This is a genomic window from Arthrobacter sp. CAL618 (assembly GCF_000468215.1).
Lineage (GTDB): Bacteria > Actinomycetota > Actinomycetes > Actinomycetales > Micrococcaceae > Arthrobacter_D.
In genome coordinates, this window is record NZ_ASZW01000246.1 from 41,052 (window position 1) to 57,467 (window position 16,416).

A 16,416-nucleotide genomic window follows, 5' to 3' on the forward strand; every position below is an offset into this window, starting at 1 on the left:
GTCCCGACATGACACCGGTCCAGCAGGACACCATCACGATCACCGGAATAACCGCAGTAGGTTTCCACGGCGTTTTCGAGTCCGAGCGCAGGGACGGTCAGCCATTCGTCGTCGACGTCGTCCTGCATCTCGATCTCCGCGAGGCGGGCGCCACCGACGACCTCACCACCACCGCACATTACGGTGACGTCGCTGAGCAGGTTGCCGCGGTCATCACCGGCGACCCCCTGAACCTCATCGAAGCGCTAGCCGAACGGATAGCGTCGCGGCTTCTCGCGTCGTTCCCGGCCGAGACGGTTCAGGTAACGGTTCACAAACCACGGGCGCCGATTCCGGTGCCGTTTGGGGACGTCGCTGTTTCGCTAGTGCGCACCCGGATCGGCCAGGAAGCCTCGTGACCGAACGGGTGCGCTCGGTGCTGGCGTTGGGGAGCAACCTTGGCGACAGTCACAGCACCCTGTCCCTCGCCGTCGCCGACCTGGTGGACAGCGCCCGGGTGCGGTTGCGTGAGGTTTCACCGGTGGTACGGTCGATCCCGGTCGGGGGTCCGGCGGATCAGCCGGAGTACCTGAACATGGTGATCGAAGTCGAAACCGATCTGGGACCCTACGAGTTCCTGGCCCACTGTCAGTCGGTAGAGGAAAAGCATCACCGGACCAGGGACGTCAGGTGGGGACCGAGGACTCTCGACATCGACATCATCACCTTCGGCGACTTCAGGTCAGACGACGAGCGACTGACCATCCCGCATCCCAGGGCAGCCGAGCGGGCATTTGTCCTGCAACCCTGGGCCTGGATGGACTCTACTGCGCTGCTGGGCGGGCGCCTGGTAACCGAGCTGGTCAATGACACCGCGGACCGCACAGGAATCCGACCGTATGAGGGGGCCGACACTCAGTGGGTACCCTAAAGGTCGGCTGGCTGGCAGCATTCGGAGTGGTTGCCGGTATTGGTGGCTGGATGATGAACTGGTGGGCGGGCCGGAACGGTTTTCCGGTTCCGACACTGCACCTGAGTTCGCTGCTGACGGTGGCGGCCATCCTGACCGTAACGCTCACCTTCGGGATCCGGGTCCAGCGCTGGCGGAACGGGCGCCGCGACCGGCCGCTCAACCCCATCCTGGCCGCCCGCACCGTGGTGTTGGCCCAGGCGACAGCGTACGCTGGCGCATTGAACGCCGGCTGGCACCTGGGCATTCTGGTGGATCAGCTTTCGCTCGTCGCCGTGCGCGGTGTGACAGCCTCAGTCTGGGGCACGGTCGCATTGGTGGCCAGCGGCATGGTGATGATCGTTGTGGGGCTGATGGTGCAGGGATTCTGCCGGCTGCCGCCCGACGACGGCGCCACCGGCGTTGACGGGGAAAGTGGTCGCAATGACGAGGGGGAGTATGCGTAAGGAACCTATTGATCCGGCCGGTCTGGAGTGGACACGGGTATCACCGAAGTATCTGAGGGTGCGCCTGCTCGGCTGGGTGATCGGCACGATCATCAACGTCGCCATCTTCAGCATTCCCCTGATCCTGCGTCTCACCGACATCTGGTGGGGCTTCCCACCCATGTGGGTAGCCTGGGCCCTGCCGATCGGGGCGCTGGTTCTTTCCGTTTGGCGAGGAATTCTGCTGCCACGGCAGGTCAGGGCTATCGGCTACGCGGAGCGGCACGAAGACCTGTTGATCCGTACCGGGGTCTTCTACCAACGGACCATGGTGGTGCCCTACGGGCGGATGCAGTACGTGGACGTCGCTGTCGGCCCAATCGAACGGGCCTTCGGATTATGCACCCTGAAGATGCACACCGCTTCCCCCGGCACCAACGCTTCCATCCCGGGGCTGCCAGCAGACGAAGGCGCACGGCTGCGCGAGCAACTCTCTGCCCGTGGTGAGGCGAAGCTGGCCGGACTGTGACAACCCACGACCAGACACCCCATGAGGACCCGGTCGTTCCGGATGAGTCACTGCTGGCGACCTCCGACAATCAATGGCGCCGGGTGCACGTAATTTCCCCACTGGTGCGGGGCTGGATTGCGTTGATCGCAGTCGCCTTTTTTGCGGGCCAAGACCTGTTTGAGAGCCTCCTCAGCGGTGATGGTATTCCCAACCTGTCCGACGGCGGGGCGCGGCTGCCGTGGACCATCGCCGCCATTGCCGGGATCGTGGTGCTCGTCGCGATTGGCTTCCTCCTGTCGTGGTACTTCACGCGCTATCAGGTGACGGCCGAGCATGTGAAGGTCAACTCGGGGATAGTGTTTCGGCAGAACCGGCAGGCACGGCTTGACCGGGTACAGGCCATCGACGTGGTGCAACCCTTCCTGGCGCGGGTCTTTGGCCTGGCGGAACTGAAATTCGAAGTGGCTGACGCAGGCGAGTCCGCTGTCAAGCTCGCATTCCTCAAACTCAGCGATGCGCAACGCTTGCGCGCCACCATCCTGGCCCGGGCAGCGGGGGTCAGCATTGACCCCGATAACCCCGACGATATTCAGGAGGCACCCGAGCGCGAGGTGTTGGCTCTGAAACCCGGGCGGGTGATCGCAGCCGCGCTGCTTTCAGGAACCACCATCTTCCTCATCATCGGTGTGGCAGTGGTGGTTGTCCTGGCGGTGATCCTTGAGCAGGCGGCGCCGCTCGCGGTGATAATACCGTTGGGCCTGGGTGTTGCCGGAGGCTACTGGAGCAGCATCAAGAACGGGTTCAACTTCCGGGCCGCTATTTCCCCGGACGGCATCCGGGTCCGCTACGGGCTGCTGGATACCCGGACACAGACTGTCCCACCCGGGCGAATCCAGGCGGTCGGAATTACCCAGCCCCCGCTCTGGCGGGCCAAGGGCTGGTACCGGATGACAGTCAACGTAGCCGGATACGGCATTTCAGCATCGGGAGACGCCCAGGCGCGGGCAACGCTCCTGCCCGTAGGCACCCGGCAGGACGTCCTACAGATCCTGGCCCTGGTCCTCCCAGACCCCGGCACTGACGAACCCCTCGACGTTTTTGCCGCCGGAATGGAGGGGAGAGACAGCCGGGCCGGGTTCCTCTCGACCCCGCGGCGTGCACGGTGGATTGGGCCGCTGGAATGGCGCCGCAACGGCTTCGCGGTCACCAGGACGGCTCTCCTGATCCGGTCGGGATTCTTCTGGCGGAACCTTGCCGTGGTCCCGCACGAACGGACCCAATCGCTGGCACTTCACCAGGGGCCGGTGTACAGGCGATTCCGGGTCGTCGACCTGTTGCTTCATACCACTCCGGGGCCGGTCAGCCCACGGATCCAGCAGGTCGATGAGGACACCGCCTGGCGGCTCTTTCACGAACAGGGCATCCGCGCCGCTGAGGCGCGTCGCCGCAGTCTGCCGGAGCAGTGGATGAGGCCGGTGGAGGTTGCAGACGCCACGCTGATGCCACCGCCGCCAACCTATGACGGAGCGACACGACCGGACGACGAACCTGAGGAGCTAGAGGAAATGTCGGTGGATGAGGAAGGAACCCCTCGAGATGGCGAGCGGTAGCGGGGCACGGCGCCCGGGCCGACTCGGGGTCGGAGTCATTGGCGCCGGCAAGGTAGGAGCGGTGCTCGGTGCAGCCCTGCGCGCCGCCGACCACGCAATTATCGGGGTGTCGGCTGTTTCTGAGGCGAGTCGGGAACGTGCGGAAATGCTCCTGCCCGGCGTGCCGGTGCTGGAGATTCCGGAGATCATCGAGCGGTCCGAGCTGGTCCTGATCGCGGTTCCCGATGATGCGCTTCCGGAACTCGTCGAGGGTCTGGCCGTGCTCGGGGCATGGCAGCCCGGGCAACTCGTTGCCCACACCTCCGGGCGGTTCGGTATCTCGGTGCTGGACCCAGCCCGCAAGCTAGGAGCCATTCCGCTGGCGTTGCACCCTGCGATGACCTTTACCGGCATGAGCCTTGACCTCGCTCGCCTGCCCGACTGCAGCTTCGGGATTACCGCGCCAACAGCCGTGCTTCCGGTCGCCCAGGCACTGGTAGTCGAAATGGGTGCGGAACCGGTGGCGATTGAAGAAGCTCACCGGCCGCTGTACCACGCGGCACTGGCTCACGCGTCGAACCATCTTGTGACGATCACCGCTCAGTCGACCCAACTGCTCTCTGACATTGGCGTTGAGCAACCCCACCGAATGCTCGGACCACTGATGCGGGCTTCACTTGAAAACGCTCTATCAGCAGGCGAGGGAGCGCTTACCGGGCCAGTGGCACGCGGCGACATAGGGACCGTCGAGGCGCACATGGCGGCTTTGAAAGCCCAACCCTCCGAGGACATCCGCGCCGCCTACCGTTCACTGGCGGTTGCCACCGCCCGACGGGCCGTCGAACGGGGACTTCTCAGCCACGCACAGGGTGCGGCAATCGCCCATGCCCTCGCACTCGATACGTTGGGCACCTCGTGAATGGTTCGAACCGCCCGACGGTGGTCAGGACCCCGGCCGAACTAGCTGAGACCACCGCCGACCTCCTCGACCGACGCCCGGGAACACCCCGCGGTGAGCGGCGTCCCACCCTCGGCTTTGTCCCCACCATGGGTGCCCTCCACGACGGGCACGCGGCACTGGTGAGGGCGGCACGCAAAAACAACGACGTAGTGGTCGCCTCAATCTTCGTCAATCCGCTGCAATTCGGTGAACGAACCGATCTGCAACGCTACCCGCGGCAACTGGATCAGGATTTGGAACTGTTGGCCAACTGCGGGGCAGAGGTGGTCTTTGCCCCCTCGGAGACGGTGATGTATCCGGACGGCCCACCGCTTGTTTCCCTCAACTCCGGTGCCCTCGGTGAAAAGTTTGAAGGGGCCGCCCGGCCAGGGCATTTCGACGGAATGCTCACGGTGGTAGCGAAACTGCTGCACCTTACGGCGCCAACAGTTGACGCCGGGTTCAAGTGCTATTTTGGCCAGAAGGATGCGCAGCAGCTTGCCCTGATCCGCCGGATGGTTCGGGACCTGGACTTCCCCGCCGAAATTGTCACGGTACCAACGGTCAGGACCGCTGATGGGCTGGCGCTCTCCAGCCGCAACCGTTTCCTGACGGCGGCCGAAGAAGAAGCAGCGTTGGTGCTGTCACGTGCGCTACGTCTCCTGGAGGGTCGGGCGGAACGGAATGAGCCGCTGGACCTGGACTCCGCAGTGGCATTGGTCACTAGCCAGCCGCTGGTGGAACTGGACTATTTTGAGGTTGTCCACCCCTCGACGCTCGAACCGTTGGCCTTCAACTGCCGCCAGACACCCTTCACCGGAGAGGCATTGGCGCTGATCGCGGCGAAGGTTGGAACGGTCAGACTAATTGATAACGCTCCACTGGGGTCCTGAGCGAACCGCGATCTTGATCGGCTGCAAATCCGGGTGGCGAAAAGCAGCCGGTAAACTTATATCTCGTGACCCCAGATAATTCCAGCACCGCCAAAGAATCAGTCCTCGCCGATGTCGTGGGCAACGCCGACGAAACCAACGAGCAGATGCGTATCCGCATGGAGAAACGCGAGCGGCTGCTCGAACGGGGGGATGAGGCCTACCCGGTTAAGCCGGCGCGCACACACTCGTTGGCCGAGCTGCGGAAAGAGTTTGGGCAATTGCCCGCTGAAGCCACCACCGGTGAGATGGTGTCGGTGGTGGGTCGAGTGGTGTTCATTCGCAACACCGGGAAACTGTGTTTCGCGACGCTGCAGGAGGGTGGTGGGGCCAGGCTCCAGGCCATGCTCAGCCTGGCCGAAATTGGTGACCAGTCGCTTGCGGACTGGAAAGCGCTGGTGGACCTCGGGGACCACGTTGAAGTGCACGGTGAAGTAATCAGTTCCAGGCGCGGGGAGCTCTCGGTCATGGCGGACGGGTGGAGCATGGCCTCAAAGGCACTGCGCCCGCTGCCAACCCTGCATACGGGAGTCAGCGAGGAAACCCGGGTCAGGCAACGCTACGTCGATCTGATGGTGCGCGAAGAAGCGCGGGAGATGGTTCGAACCAGGGCCGCTATCGTGCGATCCATTAGGGAAACTCTGCACTCGCTGGAATATGTAGAAGTAGAAACGCCAATGCTGCAGTTGGTGCATGGCGGTGCTGCTGCACGACCGTTTGAAACCCATCTCAACGCTTTCGATCAGAAAATGACTCTTCGAATCGCACTGGAGCTTTATTTGAAGCGGGCGGTCGTCGGCGGAATAGACCGGGTCTATGAGATTGGCCGGATTTTCCGCAATGAGGGGGTCGACTCAACTCACAGCCCCGAATTCACCATGCTGGAGTGTTACGAGGCGTACACCGACCAGTTCGGAATGGCCGAACGAATGAAGGAAATCATTCTTAATTGTGCGGACATCCTGGGCACACGGACCATCGAAACAGAGGCCGGCGTGATTGACCTTGATGGGGAATGGCGGTGGCTCGGCGTGTACCCGGGGCTTTCGGAGGTAGTGGGTAGCGAGGTAACTCCGGAGACATCCGCTGAGGAGCTCCGGAATATCGCCGAAATCCACCAGGTGAAGATTGCGCCGGAATGGGGCAGCGAAAAGCTTGTCCTCGAATTGTTCGGCGAGCTGGTTGAGCCGACCCTGATCCAACCGACTTTTGTCTACGACTACCCTCCCTCGGCCCAGCCGCTGGCCCGGCCGCACCGGGAGGATCCCGCTCTGATTGAGGCATGGGACCTGATCATCGGCGGAATGGAGCGAGGAACGGCGTTCTCTGAACTCATCGACCCGGTGGTGCAGAGGGCACGCCTGGTTGAGCAGTCCCTGCAGGCAGCTGCCGGCGACCACGAGGCTATGCAGTTCGATGAGGATTTCCTCCGCGCGCTCGAATATGGCGCACCCCCCATGGGAGGCATCGGCCTTGGGATTGATCGACTGGTGATGCTGTTCACCAATGCAGGTATTAGGGAAACCATCCTGTTTCCCATTCTGAAACCAGTTGGAGATAGTCGTGCTTGAGTATGTTGCGGTATTGCTGCCATCGATAGGGGTCGGGGCGATCTTTTACTTTGTCATGCGGTCCATTTTCAACGCGGATAGGGCTGAGCGCGAAGCAATGAGCCAGGCCGAGGAGCGTCAGGCCCAGGCACAGCAGGAAGCGCCAGTTGCAACCCCCGATCACGAGGACCCAACCGAGTCCCGATGAAGTAGTTCTGTTCGCCTTTTCGAAAAAGTTCCCAAAAGTAGGATTTTTCACACTTTGACGATTACTGTCTGCCTAGCCCATAATTAGAGTTACATATAAATTTAGTACAAAACGCAGGAGCTAACCGTGGCACAAAAAGTAAAGATCCTCCTGATCGATGACCTCGACGGTGGCGAAGCTGATGAAACCGTACGTTTTGGCCTTGATGGTGTGCAGTATGAAATAGATCTTTCAAAATCCCATGCGAAAGAACTCAGGGCCGCTATGAGCAATTACGTATCCGGGGCCCGCCGTAGCACGCAGGTAAAAGCGCGGGTGGCGACGCCGGGCCGTAACCAGGAAGCAGCCCAGGTGCGTGAATGGGCGCGAGCCAATGGCCACAATGTCTCGGCGCGTGGACGCGTCAACAGCGAAATCGTCGAGGCCTACCGGGCAGCACAGCGCTAAAGAGGAACCGGGCTGCGCCCCCTGGGGCGCAGTCGCAGGTGGGTGTGATATCTCGCCTGTGGCGAACACGCTCCAAAAGCCTGTGCAGGACACGTAGCATCGAATTACGCGTTAGCTAGGAGTGTGCCCCATGTTTGAGAGATTTACCGACCGCGCCCGTCGTGTTGTAGTGCTGGCCCAAGAAGAGGCCCGCATGCTCAACCACAATTACATCGGCACCGAGCACATCCTGCTCGGGCTCATCCACGAGGGTGAAGGGGTCGCCGCAAAGGCGCTCGAATCCCTCAGCATCTCCCTCGGCGCCGTCCGTGAGCAGGTCCAGGAGATCATCGGCCAGGGCCAGCAGGCACCGTCCGGCCACATCCCGTTCACCCCGCGCGCCAAGAAGGTACTTGAGCTTTCGCTGCGGGAAGCGCTGCAGCTCGGCCACAACTACATTGGCACCGAGCACATCCTGCTCGGGCTCATCCGTGAGGGTGAAGGCGTCGCAGCCCAGGTACTGGTCAAGCTTGGCGCCGACCTCAACCGTGTCCGCCAGCAAGTGATCCAGCTGCTGTCCGGGTATCAGGGCAAAGAGCCTGCGTCAGTGGGCGGCCAGCAGCAGGAAGGCACCCCAGCCGGTTCGGTGGTCCTTGACCAGTTTGGGCGGAACCTCACCCAGGCTGCCCGCGAAGGCAAACTTGACCCGGTTATTGGGCGTGCCCTGGAAATGGAACGCGTGATGCAGGTGCTGTCGCGCCGCACCAAGAACAACCCTGTTCTGATCGGTGAGCCAGGCGTCGGCAAGACGGCAGTCGTCGAAGGTCTCGCGCAGGCAATTGTCCGCGGTGACGTGCCCGAGACGATCAAGGACAAGCAGTTGTACACCCTCGACCTCGGGTCGCTGGTGGCAGGATCCAGGTACCGCGGAGACTTCGAGGAACGCCTCAAGAAGGTGCTCAAGGAAATTCGCACCCGCGGCGACATCATCCTGTTCATCGACGAGATCCACACCCTGGTGGGTGCGGGAGCCGCAGAAGGTGCAATTGATGCCGCTTCGATACTGAAGCCGATGCTCGCCCGGGGGGAGTTGCAGACCATTGGCGCGACCACCCTCGACGAGTACCGCAAGCACATCGAGAAGGATGCGGCCCTGGAGCGTCGATTCCAGCCCATTCAGGTGCAGGAACCGTCAGTGGCGCACACCATTGAGATCCTCAAGGGCCTGCGGGACCGTTACGAAGCACATCACCGCGTGTCGATCACCGACGAGGCGCTCACCTCGGCTGCGACGCTCGCCGAGCGTTACATTTCGGACCGGTTCCTGCCCGATAAGGCAATCGACCTGATCGATGAGGCTGGTGCGCGGCTGCGTATCCGCCGGATGACAGCCCCGCCCGAGCTGAAGGAAATTGACGACCGCATTGCGGACGTCAAGCGGGAGAAGGAGTCGGCGATCGATGCGCAGGACTTCGAGGGTGCCGCCTCACTGCGCGACAAGGAGCAGAAGCTTCATGACGAGCGGATGGAGAAGGAGCGTCGTTGGAAGTCGGGCGGTCTCGATGACATTGCCGAGGTCGATGAGGAACTCATTGCTGAGGTCCTCGCCAACTCAACCGGTATTCCGGTCTTCAAGCTCACCGAAGAAGAGTCCACGAGGCTCCTCAAGATGGAGGACGAGCTGCACAGGCGGGTCGTCGGGCAGAACGACGCCATCAAGGCGATCTCGCAGGCAATCCGGCGCACACGTGCCGGGCTGAAGGATCCGAAACGGCCGGGTGGATCATTTATCTTCGCCGGCCCCACCGGTGTCGGTAAGACCGAGCTCGCCAAGGCCCTGGCGGAATTCCTGTTCGGTGATGAGGACGCGTTGATCACCCTCGACATGTCCGAATACTCCGAGAAGCACACGGTGTCCCGGCTCTTTGGTGCCCCTCCCGGTTATGTGGGCTACGAAGAGGGTGGGCAGCTCACCGAAAAGGTGCGGCGCCGTCCGTTCTCGGTTGTGCTGTTCGATGAGGTCGAGAAGGCCCACGCGGACCTGTTCAACTCGCTCCTCCAGATCCTGGAAGACGGTCGCCTGACTGACAGCCAGGGCCGGGTGGTGGACTTCAAGAACACGGTCATCATCATGACCACCAACCTCGGCACCCGGGATATTTCCAAGGGCGTCATGACGGGTTTCCAGTCCGGCACCGACACCACCACCACCTACAACCGGATGAAGGCGAAGGTGACGGAAGAGCTGAAGCAGCACTTCCGCCCAGAGTTCCTCAACCGTGTTGATGACACGGTGGTGTTCCCACAGCTCACCCAGGACGAGATTGTCGAGATCGTCGACCTGTTCCTTGAACGGCTGGGCAAGCGGATGGCTGACAAGGGGATGAGCATCGAGCTGACCCCCGCGGCGAAGGTACTGCTGGCCACCCGCGGTTACGATCCTTCGATGGGTGCCCGGCCGCTGCGCCGCACCATCCAGCGGGAGATCGAGGACCAGCTCTCCGAGAAGATTCTGTTCGGTGAACTGAAGTCCGGTGAACTGGTCTCCGTTGATGTCGAAGGCGAAGGGGACGAAGCCCGCTTCACCTTCGTTGGGCACGGTGCTCCGAAAGAAATTGAAGATGCTCCTGCGGCTATTGAGGCCACGGTCCCCGAGTAGACAGCGGTGACGCCGGGTGGCGTCAGCCTGAAGGCCTCCGGCCGGCACCATGGTGCTGGCCGGGGGCCTTCGGTTTATCAGCTACCGACACGGCAGGCCCGACCGGAAGCTCACCTTGTGTGCCTGAAGCAACTTATTACTCTCTCAGAGAAGTCGCTGTGAACCACACCACGTCCGCTGCGGGACGGTGGTAGACAGGGGCGATGACACCCGAATCGGAACAGCAGCCCGAAACCCCCTTCCACGACCTGGATCTCTTCATCGCGATGCCCCGGCTGGCCGCCCTGGCGCTGAGCCCCGACGGGTCTCGACTGGTGACGACCGTGGCTACGCTCAATGCCAAGGCAACTGAATACGGGACGGCGCTCTGGGAAGTTGATCCGCGCGGAGAGCAACCCGCGCGCCGGATTACGCGCAGCGCCAAGGGCGAAACGGGTGCCTCTTTCCTGGCTGGCGGGGACCTGCTGTTCACCTCGGCGCGGCCCGATCCGGATGGGGCAGAGGGGGACGCGGCCAAGGAACCCACCAACGCGATCTGGCGGCTCCCGTCCCGGGGAGGGGAGGCGCAGCTGGTGCTCTCTCGCCAGGGCGGTGTGAGCAGCGTACTGACGTCCTCCGAGGCGGAGTCCGCCATCGTCGTCGCTGAAGTCCTCGCGGGTTCGACTGACGAGGGCGACGACGGCGCGCGCCGTACTCTGCGGAAGGAAGCCAAGGTGGGCGCCATCCTGCACTCCGGTTATCCGGTTCGTTATTGGGATGCCGATCTAGGTCCGGCAGAGCCTCGTTACTTCGCGTTGGAGGGGAAGGGGACCGTCGGGCAGCCGCTCCAGGCAACCGACGCTGCAGCCCGGTTCGAGCTCCGCAACATCACACCCGCCGCAGGCACCTCCCTCAGGAACGCCAAGCAGGTGATCAGCCCGAACGGTTCAGTTGTGGTGACAGCGGTGAGTATTCCGGTGGGTAAGGGGGATGCGCGAAGCATACTTGCCAGGATTGATGTTGCCACCGGGGAGCGCTCGGTCCTGCTCGACGACCCCGGCTACGACTTCTCGCCCGGACCGATCAGCCCCGACGGTGCCACCCTGGTGGTCCACCGGGCCAGACGGACCACCGCTGAGGTTGCGCCGCAACAAACACTTGGCCTGCTTCCACTTGCCGGCGGGGAACTCCTTCCCCTTGCCGCAAAGTGGGACCGTTGGCCGTCCCCGGCTGCGTGGTTGCCCGATGGCAGCGCAGTGCTGGTCACTGCCGATGAGGAGGGCGCCTCGCCACTGTTTTTGATCGACGTAGCCACCAATGAGGTGACCCGGGTGACCAGCGACGCAGCCTCGTACACCAACGCGGTGGTGGCCCCCGATGGTCACACCGCCTACGCACTGCGCAGCTCCTACGAATTTCCCGCCGAGGTGGTCACAATTGACCTCATCAACCGAACCGTGGCGGCACTACGGGGACCAGTCGAGCGACCAGCCTTGTCGGGGCGGCTGGAACGAGTAGAGACCACCGCCGACGATGGACAGACGATTGGATCCTGGCTGGTCCTCCCCGCCGGAGCTGACTCTTCCCGGCCCGCTCCGCTGCTTTTATGGATCCACGGCGGCCCGCTGGGCTCCTGGAACGCCTGGACCTGGCGGTGGTCGCCGTGGCTGCTGGCGGCCCAGGGCTACGCGGTCCTGCTCCCTGATCCAGCCTTGTCTACCGGGTACGGCCAGCACATGATCGACCGGGGCTGGGGGCAGTGGGGCAAAGCACCGTTCACTGACCTGATGACAGCAACCGATGCCGTGGTAGCACGAGACGACATCGACGAGACCCGGACCGCCGCCATGGGCGGGTCCTTCGGCGGCTACATGGCCAACTGGATAGCTGGCCACACGGACCGGTTCACCGCTGTAGTCACCCACGCCAGTCTGTGGGCGCTCGACCAGTTTGGCCCAACCACTGATGCGTCCTACTACTGGGAGAAGGAGATGACGCCCGAGATGGCGTCGGAAAACTCTCCGCACCACCACGTGGAGAACATATCGACACCCATGTTGGTGATCCACGGGGACAAGGATTACCGCGTCCCAATCGGAGAGGGCCTCAGGCTCTGGTACGAACTGCTGTCACGATCCCAGCTGGCAGTAGATGAGGAAGGCCGGACCGCTCACCGGTTCCTTTACTTCCCGGATGAGAACCACTGGATTCTCAAACCCCAGCACGCGAAAGTCTGGTACGGCGTCGTCGGGCATTTCCTGGCGCACCACGTCCTCGGTGAACGCACAGACCTGCCCCCCGAACTCGGACTGTAGCTGATACCTGCGGCAGGGTTTGTAGACTGCCTTAGTGAGTTCCTCCTTCAGAATCCGGCCCGCGCGTACTTCCGACGTCCCAGCAATCAAGGCGTTGGTGGCCCCGCTTGCTGAGAGCCGGGTACTGATGGCCAAGGAAACTGTTGCCTACTATGAGGGTTTGCAGGAGTTCCGGATTGCCGAGGACGACGACGGCGTCCTCGGTTGCGGGGCGCTGCACGTCATGTGGGAAGACCTGGCGGAGATCCGCACCCTTGCCACGTTCCAGGCCGCGAAGGGGCGCGGCGTCGGCAGTGCGCTGGTGGCGAAGCTGCTCGACGACGCGCGCGCCCTGGGCGTCGAACGCGTCTTCTGCCTGACCTTTGAAGTGGAGTTCTTCCAGCGCCAGGGGTTCCAGGTGATGGCTGACCAGTCGGCCGTGGACCCGGCGGTCTATTCGGAACTCCTTCGTTCCCACGACGAGGGCGTCGCCGAATTTCTCGACCTTGCCCGGGTCAAACCGAACACCCTCGGCAACACCCGGATGATCCGTCAGCTCGGAAATAGCCCGCATGAGGTGGCAAACCGAGGCCAGGATCGATAAGCTAAGTGAGCTTGGCATCTATGATGATGCGAAAAGCGGGACCCGGACCCGGGCCCCGACACACCGAGCGGAAGTAGGTCAGACTATGGGTGCAGACGACAAGGCAGCAAACAGCGGCGAGAAGCTGGGCGGAAAGATCAAAGAAGGCGTTGGCAAGCTCACCGGCAACGAAAAGATGGAAGCCGATGGCCACAAGGACCAGGCCTCCGGCGACATCAAGAACGCCGGCGAAAACGTCAAGGACGCCTTCAAGGGTGACAACCGCTAGATCTGGTCCAGCAGGCGTTCACCCGATTCATAGTCGCCAGTGGAAGCCGCCGAAGGATTAGTGCTGTGGGAGGAGCCGAGCGTAAGTAGCTCGGGGGCCTCCCACAGCCGTTTAACCAGTAGTGCACCCTATAGGCAAGCAGTTAGCCGGAGGGTAGGGTTCAGACAAGGCCAGCAGGTCCGGCGGGCCGGCAAACCCAATCCTGTGTCCTTTCACCGAGGAGCCGCCATGAAAAAGCTAATCAATGACCCAAAGCAGGTCGTCACCGAGTCCGTTGAAGGGTTCGGGGCCGCCCACGCAGACCTGGTCAATGTCCACCCCGACCCCCTGTTCATCACCCGGAAAGACGCACCCCGCCAAGGAAAAGTCGGGCTGGTCTCCGGCGGGGGTAGCGGTCACGAACCGCTGCACGCCGGATATGTGGGTCGAGGAATGCTCGATGCCGCCGTACCCGGGGCCATGTTCACCTCCCCGACCCCCGACCAGATTCTCCCAGCCACCACAGCTGTTGATGGGGGAGCGGGGGTGCTCCACATTGTGAAGAACTACACGGGCGACGTCCTGAACTTTGAAACCGCAGCCGAGCTCGCTGAAGCCGAGGGCGTGACCGTGCGGACGGTCCTGGTGAACGACGACGTCGCAGTCGAGGATTCGCTGTACACCGCTGGCAGACGCGGCGTCGGCGGAACGGTCCTCGTTGAACGGATCGCGGGCGGCGCAGCCGAGCGGGGAGACACCCTCGATGCGGTGACTGCAATCGCCCAGCGTGTCATCGACAATGTCAGGTCCATGGGGGTGGCGCTCGCCGCCTGTACTGTGCCGCACGCCGGCCAGCCGAGCTTCGACCTCACCGACGACGAGATCGAGATCGGCATCGGCATCCACGGTGAACCCGGCAGGCATCGCATTGCGATGGAAAACGCCGACGGGATCACCGGACGGCTGATGGAGCCAATCCTCGCCGATCTCAAGGTGGACAGCGGCGAGAAGGTGCTGCTCTTCGTCAATGGCATGGGAGGCACGCCGGCAAGTGAGCTGTACATCGTCTACCGGCGCGCCAGGCAACTCCTTGAGGAGCAGGGAATCGTTGTTGAACGATCCCTGGTGGGCAACTACATCACCGCCCTGGAAATGCAGGGCGCCTCGATCACCGTGCTGCGACTTGACGACGAAATGGTCGAGTTGTGGGATTCGCCAGTTAACACTGCGGCGCTCCGGTGGGGAGTCTAGGCGTGGTAGAGGGATCCACCAGTACCCTCACCACTGAATGGGTGGTCGCGTGGCTGCGGGAGAGTGCCCGGGTGGTCAGCGAGAATCGGCAATACCTGATCGACCTTGATCGGGCTATCGGCGATGCCGATCACGGTGAGAATCTCGATCGTGGGTTCACGGCGGTAGTGAAAAAGCTCGACGACGGTACACACCCCGCCACGCCGGGTGCCGTGCTGAAGCTGGCCGCGATGACCCTCATGTCATCCGTGGGGGGCGCAGCTGGGCCCCTCTATGGAACCGCCCTGCTCCGTGCAGCCACCTCGCTGGGCGACACCGAGGCAATAGGCCCTGACGACGTCGCCGGGCTGCTGACCGCTGCCCGCGATGGGATAGTAGCGCGCGGCAAGGCCGAATCCGGTGACAAGACGATGGTCGATGCCTGGACTCCTGCGGCTGAGGCGGCAGGCACCGCCGCGATGGCCGGCGCATCGGTTGCAGAGGTGCTGGCGGCCGCCGCCAACGCTGCAAACGCCGGGGCCGCGGCTACCGAACCCCTGATTGCACGGAAGGGCCGTGCCAGCTACCTCGGCGAACGCAGCGCCGGCCACCTCGACCCGGGCGCCGTCTCGTCAGGGTTGATTTTGCAGGCAGCGGCCGATGCGGCAGGTGCGCACGAGTGAACGTTGGCTTGGTCATTGTGTCCCATAGTTCGAAGATCGCCGAGGGAATCTGCGACCTCGCCCGTGAGATGGCGGGGGACGTCCCGCTCGTCGCCGCCGGTGGGTTGGACGATGATTCTGGTGTCCCACTGATCGGAACCAGCTTCGAGAAGGTGCTTGAGGCTATTTCGACGGCGGACCAGGGTGCCGGCGTCGTGCTCCTGACAGATCTGGGCTCTGCCGTGATGACGGCCGAGATGGCGCTTGAGTTCATTGACAGCGACCAGCGTTTGCGGGTCAGGCTTGCCCGCGCAGCCCTGGTCGAAGGTACAGTCGCCGCGGCCGTCGAGGCGCAGTCCGGAGCCGATGTAGACACGGTGACACGTGCCGCCGAGACAGCGATCGTCGCGCTGGATCCAACGGAGCTCGAGCCGTTTGTCAGCCATGCTGCAGCCGCGCCCGGAGAAGGCGGATCTCAATCCTCCACCGATGGAAATACGGTTGAGGCAGCCTGGGAATTGCCCAACCCGATGGGGTTGCACGCCCGCCCCGCGGCAACCCTGGCCCGGATGATGAGTGAACTGGATGTGGAGGTGACGGTCAACGGGGTGGACGCGAAGTCGGTGATGCTGCTCATGAGCCTGGGTCTCGGCCAGGGCAAGGTCCTGACCGCGTCAGCCGCTGGCCCCGACGCGCAGAAAGCCATTGATCAGATAGGTGCTGAGGTGGCCAGCGGGTTCGGGGAACTCTGAAGCGGTCTGGGCCGGTCAGCTGGGGAGGCTGATGCCGGCCGGGGTCTCGCTGGCAAGACCATCCGCCACGAGCCCGTCAAGGGACCGTTCGAGTTGCTCCCTTGACGCGTTAAGGCGGTGCAGTTTCATGAGCGGGGACACTACGGTGCCGGGCGGCGAGCCGAGCGCGAGGTCCACCGGTTCGGCAACGAGCACCTCCCTGATCACCGGTGCCACCGCGTCCCGAAGGACTCCCATCATCGCCCCGCGCACCTGACGATCCGTCCCGGCCCAAGCCTGTCCCCTGGGCACGTAATGAGGTTCCGGTCGCCCCGCAGCAACCCATGCGCAGGCGTCGAGCACCGGACACTGGGAGCACTTGGGGGCCCGGGCAGTGCAGATCAATGCGCCAAGCTCCATCACTGCCGCGTTCCACTTGACTGATTCGCCGTCGTCGTCGGGCAGGAGGTCAGCCGCCCG

The 16,416-nt window shown here is 63.2% G+C and carries 17 protein-coding genes and 1 pseudogene (1 of these 18 cut by a window edge); 17 read left to right on the top strand and 1 reads right to left on the bottom strand.

Annotation, left to right across the window (positions count from 1 at the left end; translation table 11 throughout):
• Positions 1-8: 8 nt before the first annotated feature.
• The 17 genes from folB to dhaM all read left to right on the top strand — a co-directional run bounded on the left by folB (position 9) and on the right by dhaM (position 15,957).
• Positions 9-398 carry a dihydroneopterin aldolase gene (gene folB / locus K728_RS0114725; protein WP_026041228.1) on the top strand — a complete coding sequence of 130 codons (390 nt, stop codon included), beginning with the start codon at positions 9-11 and terminating at the stop codon, positions 396-398.
• Complete coding sequence (folK, locus tag K728_RS0114730; protein ID WP_024477156.1) at positions 395-910, top strand: 2-amino-4-hydroxy-6-hydroxymethyldihydropteridine diphosphokinase; 516 nt, start codon at positions 395-397, stop codon at positions 908-910. The genes folB and folK overlap by 4 nt, the downstream gene beginning before the upstream one ends.
• A complete protein-coding gene (locus K728_RS0114735; protein WP_024477157.1) occupies positions 898-1,395 on the top strand; it encodes a DUF3180 domain-containing protein in 498 nt (165 codons plus the stop codon). The genes folK and K728_RS0114735 overlap by 13 nt, the downstream gene beginning before the upstream one ends.
• The gene (locus K728_RS0114740) at positions 1,388-1,903 is read left to right on the top strand and encodes a PH domain-containing protein (RefSeq protein ID WP_019483985.1); all 516 of its coding nucleotides are present in this window, start codon (positions 1,388-1,390) and stop codon (positions 1,901-1,903) included. The genes K728_RS0114735 and K728_RS0114740 overlap by 8 nt, the downstream gene beginning before the upstream one ends.
• Positions 1,900-3,495 carry a PH domain-containing protein gene (locus K728_RS0114745; RefSeq protein WP_024477158.1) on the top strand — a complete coding sequence of 532 codons (1,596 nt, stop codon included), beginning with the start codon at positions 1,900-1,902 and terminating at the stop codon, positions 3,493-3,495. The genes K728_RS0114740 and K728_RS0114745 overlap by 4 nt, the downstream gene beginning before the upstream one ends.
• Positions 3,461-4,393 carry a Rossmann-like and DUF2520 domain-containing protein gene (locus K728_RS0114750; protein WP_237742162.1) on the top strand — a complete coding sequence of 311 codons (933 nt, stop codon included), beginning with the start codon at positions 3,461-3,463 and terminating at the stop codon, positions 4,391-4,393. Before K728_RS0114745 ends, K728_RS0114750 begins: the two co-directional genes overlap by 35 nt.
• Positions 4,390-5,307, top strand: a complete 918-nt coding sequence (gene panC / locus K728_RS0114755) for a pantoate--beta-alanine ligase (RefSeq protein ID WP_024477160.1) — start codon at positions 4,390-4,392, stop codon at positions 5,305-5,307. Before K728_RS0114750 ends, panC begins: the two co-directional genes overlap by 4 nt.
• Before the next feature lie 146 nt (positions 5,308-5,453).
• On the top strand, positions 5,454-6,917 hold the full coding sequence (lysS, locus tag K728_RS0114760; RefSeq protein WP_083850973.1) for a lysine--tRNA ligase: 1,464 nt from the start codon (positions 5,454-5,456) through the stop codon (positions 6,915-6,917).
• Positions 6,910-7,104, top strand: coding sequence for a hypothetical protein (locus tag K728_RS0114765; RefSeq protein ID WP_024477161.1), 195 nt, complete (start codon positions 6,910-6,912; stop codon positions 7,102-7,104). Before lysS ends, K728_RS0114765 begins: the two co-directional genes overlap by 8 nt.
• Before the next feature lie 126 nt (positions 7,105-7,230).
• Positions 7,231-7,551 carry a histone-like nucleoid-structuring protein Lsr2 gene (locus tag K728_RS0114770; protein ID WP_019483979.1) on the top strand — a complete coding sequence of 107 codons (321 nt, stop codon included), beginning with the start codon at positions 7,231-7,233 and terminating at the stop codon, positions 7,549-7,551.
• A gap of 130 nt (positions 7,552-7,681) precedes the next feature.
• Positions 7,682-10,189 (top strand): ATP-dependent Clp protease ATP-binding subunit, encoded by a 2,508-nt coding sequence (locus tag K728_RS0114775; protein ID WP_026041226.1) that lies wholly within the window; start codon positions 7,682-7,684, stop codon positions 10,187-10,189.
• A 203-nt stretch (positions 10,190-10,392) separates the two neighbouring features.
• On the top strand, positions 10,393-12,483 hold the full coding sequence (locus K728_RS0114780; RefSeq protein WP_024477162.1) for a S9 family peptidase: 2,091 nt from the start codon (positions 10,393-10,395) through the stop codon (positions 12,481-12,483).
• A gap of 34 nt (positions 12,484-12,517) precedes the next feature.
• Positions 12,518-13,066 (top strand): amino-acid N-acetyltransferase, encoded by a 549-nt coding sequence (locus tag K728_RS0114785; protein ID WP_024477163.1) that lies wholly within the window; start codon positions 12,518-12,520, stop codon positions 13,064-13,066.
• Positions 13,067-13,151: 85 nt separating this feature from the next.
• Positions 13,152-13,334 carry a CsbD family protein gene (locus tag K728_RS0114790; RefSeq protein ID WP_019483975.1) on the top strand — a complete coding sequence of 61 codons (183 nt, stop codon included), beginning with the start codon at positions 13,152-13,154 and terminating at the stop codon, positions 13,332-13,334.
• 228 nt (positions 13,335-13,562) lie between these two features.
• Positions 13,563-14,564, top strand: a complete 1,002-nt coding sequence (gene dhaK / locus K728_RS0114795; protein ID WP_024477164.1) for a dihydroxyacetone kinase subunit DhaK — start codon at positions 13,563-13,565, stop codon at positions 14,562-14,564.
• Positions 14,565-14,566: 2 nt separating this feature from the next.
• A complete protein-coding gene (dhaL, locus tag K728_RS0114800) occupies positions 14,567-15,226 on the top strand; it encodes a dihydroxyacetone kinase subunit DhaL (RefSeq protein WP_024477165.1) in 660 nt (219 codons plus the stop codon).
• Complete coding sequence (dhaM, locus tag K728_RS0114805; RefSeq protein ID WP_024477166.1) at positions 15,223-15,957, top strand: dihydroxyacetone kinase phosphoryl donor subunit DhaM; 735 nt, start codon at positions 15,223-15,225, stop codon at positions 15,955-15,957. Before dhaL ends, dhaM begins: the two co-directional genes overlap by 4 nt.
• A 15-nt stretch (positions 15,958-15,972) precedes the next feature.
• On the opposite strand, the pseudogene K728_RS19590 reads toward dhaM, so the two are convergent.
• Positions 15,973-16,416 (bottom strand): annotated as a pseudogene (locus K728_RS19590) (A/G-specific adenine glycosylase) (it continues 478 nt past the right edge of the window).

What these genes read in the sequence shown, in the direction of transcription:
- folB (WP_026041228.1), top strand. Translation starts at nt 9, where the DNA reads ATGACACCGGTCCAGCAGGACACCATCACGATCACCGGAATAACCGCA.
- K728_RS0114740 (WP_019483985.1), top strand. Translation starts at nt 1,388, where the DNA reads ATGCGTAAGGAACCTATTGATCCGGCCGGTCTGGAGTGGACACGGGTA.
- K728_RS0114750 (WP_237742162.1), top strand. Translation starts at nt 3,461, where the DNA reads ATGAGGAAGGAACCCCTCGAGATGGCGAGCGGTAGCGGGGCACGGCGC.
- lysS (WP_083850973.1), top strand. Translation starts at nt 5,454, where the DNA reads ATGCGTATCCGCATGGAGAAACGCGAGCGGCTGCTCGAACGGGGGGAT.
- K728_RS0114775 (WP_026041226.1), top strand. Translation starts at nt 7,682, where the DNA reads ATGTTTGAGAGATTTACCGACCGCGCCCGTCGTGTTGTAGTGCTGGCC.
- K728_RS0114780 (WP_024477162.1), top strand. Translation starts at nt 10,393, where the DNA reads ATGACACCCGAATCGGAACAGCAGCCCGAAACCCCCTTCCACGACCTG.
- K728_RS0114790 (WP_019483975.1), top strand. Translation starts at nt 13,152, where the DNA reads ATGGGTGCAGACGACAAGGCAGCAAACAGCGGCGAGAAGCTGGGCGGA.
- dhaK (WP_024477164.1), top strand. Translation starts at nt 13,563, where the DNA reads ATGAAAAAGCTAATCAATGACCCAAAGCAGGTCGTCACCGAGTCCGTT.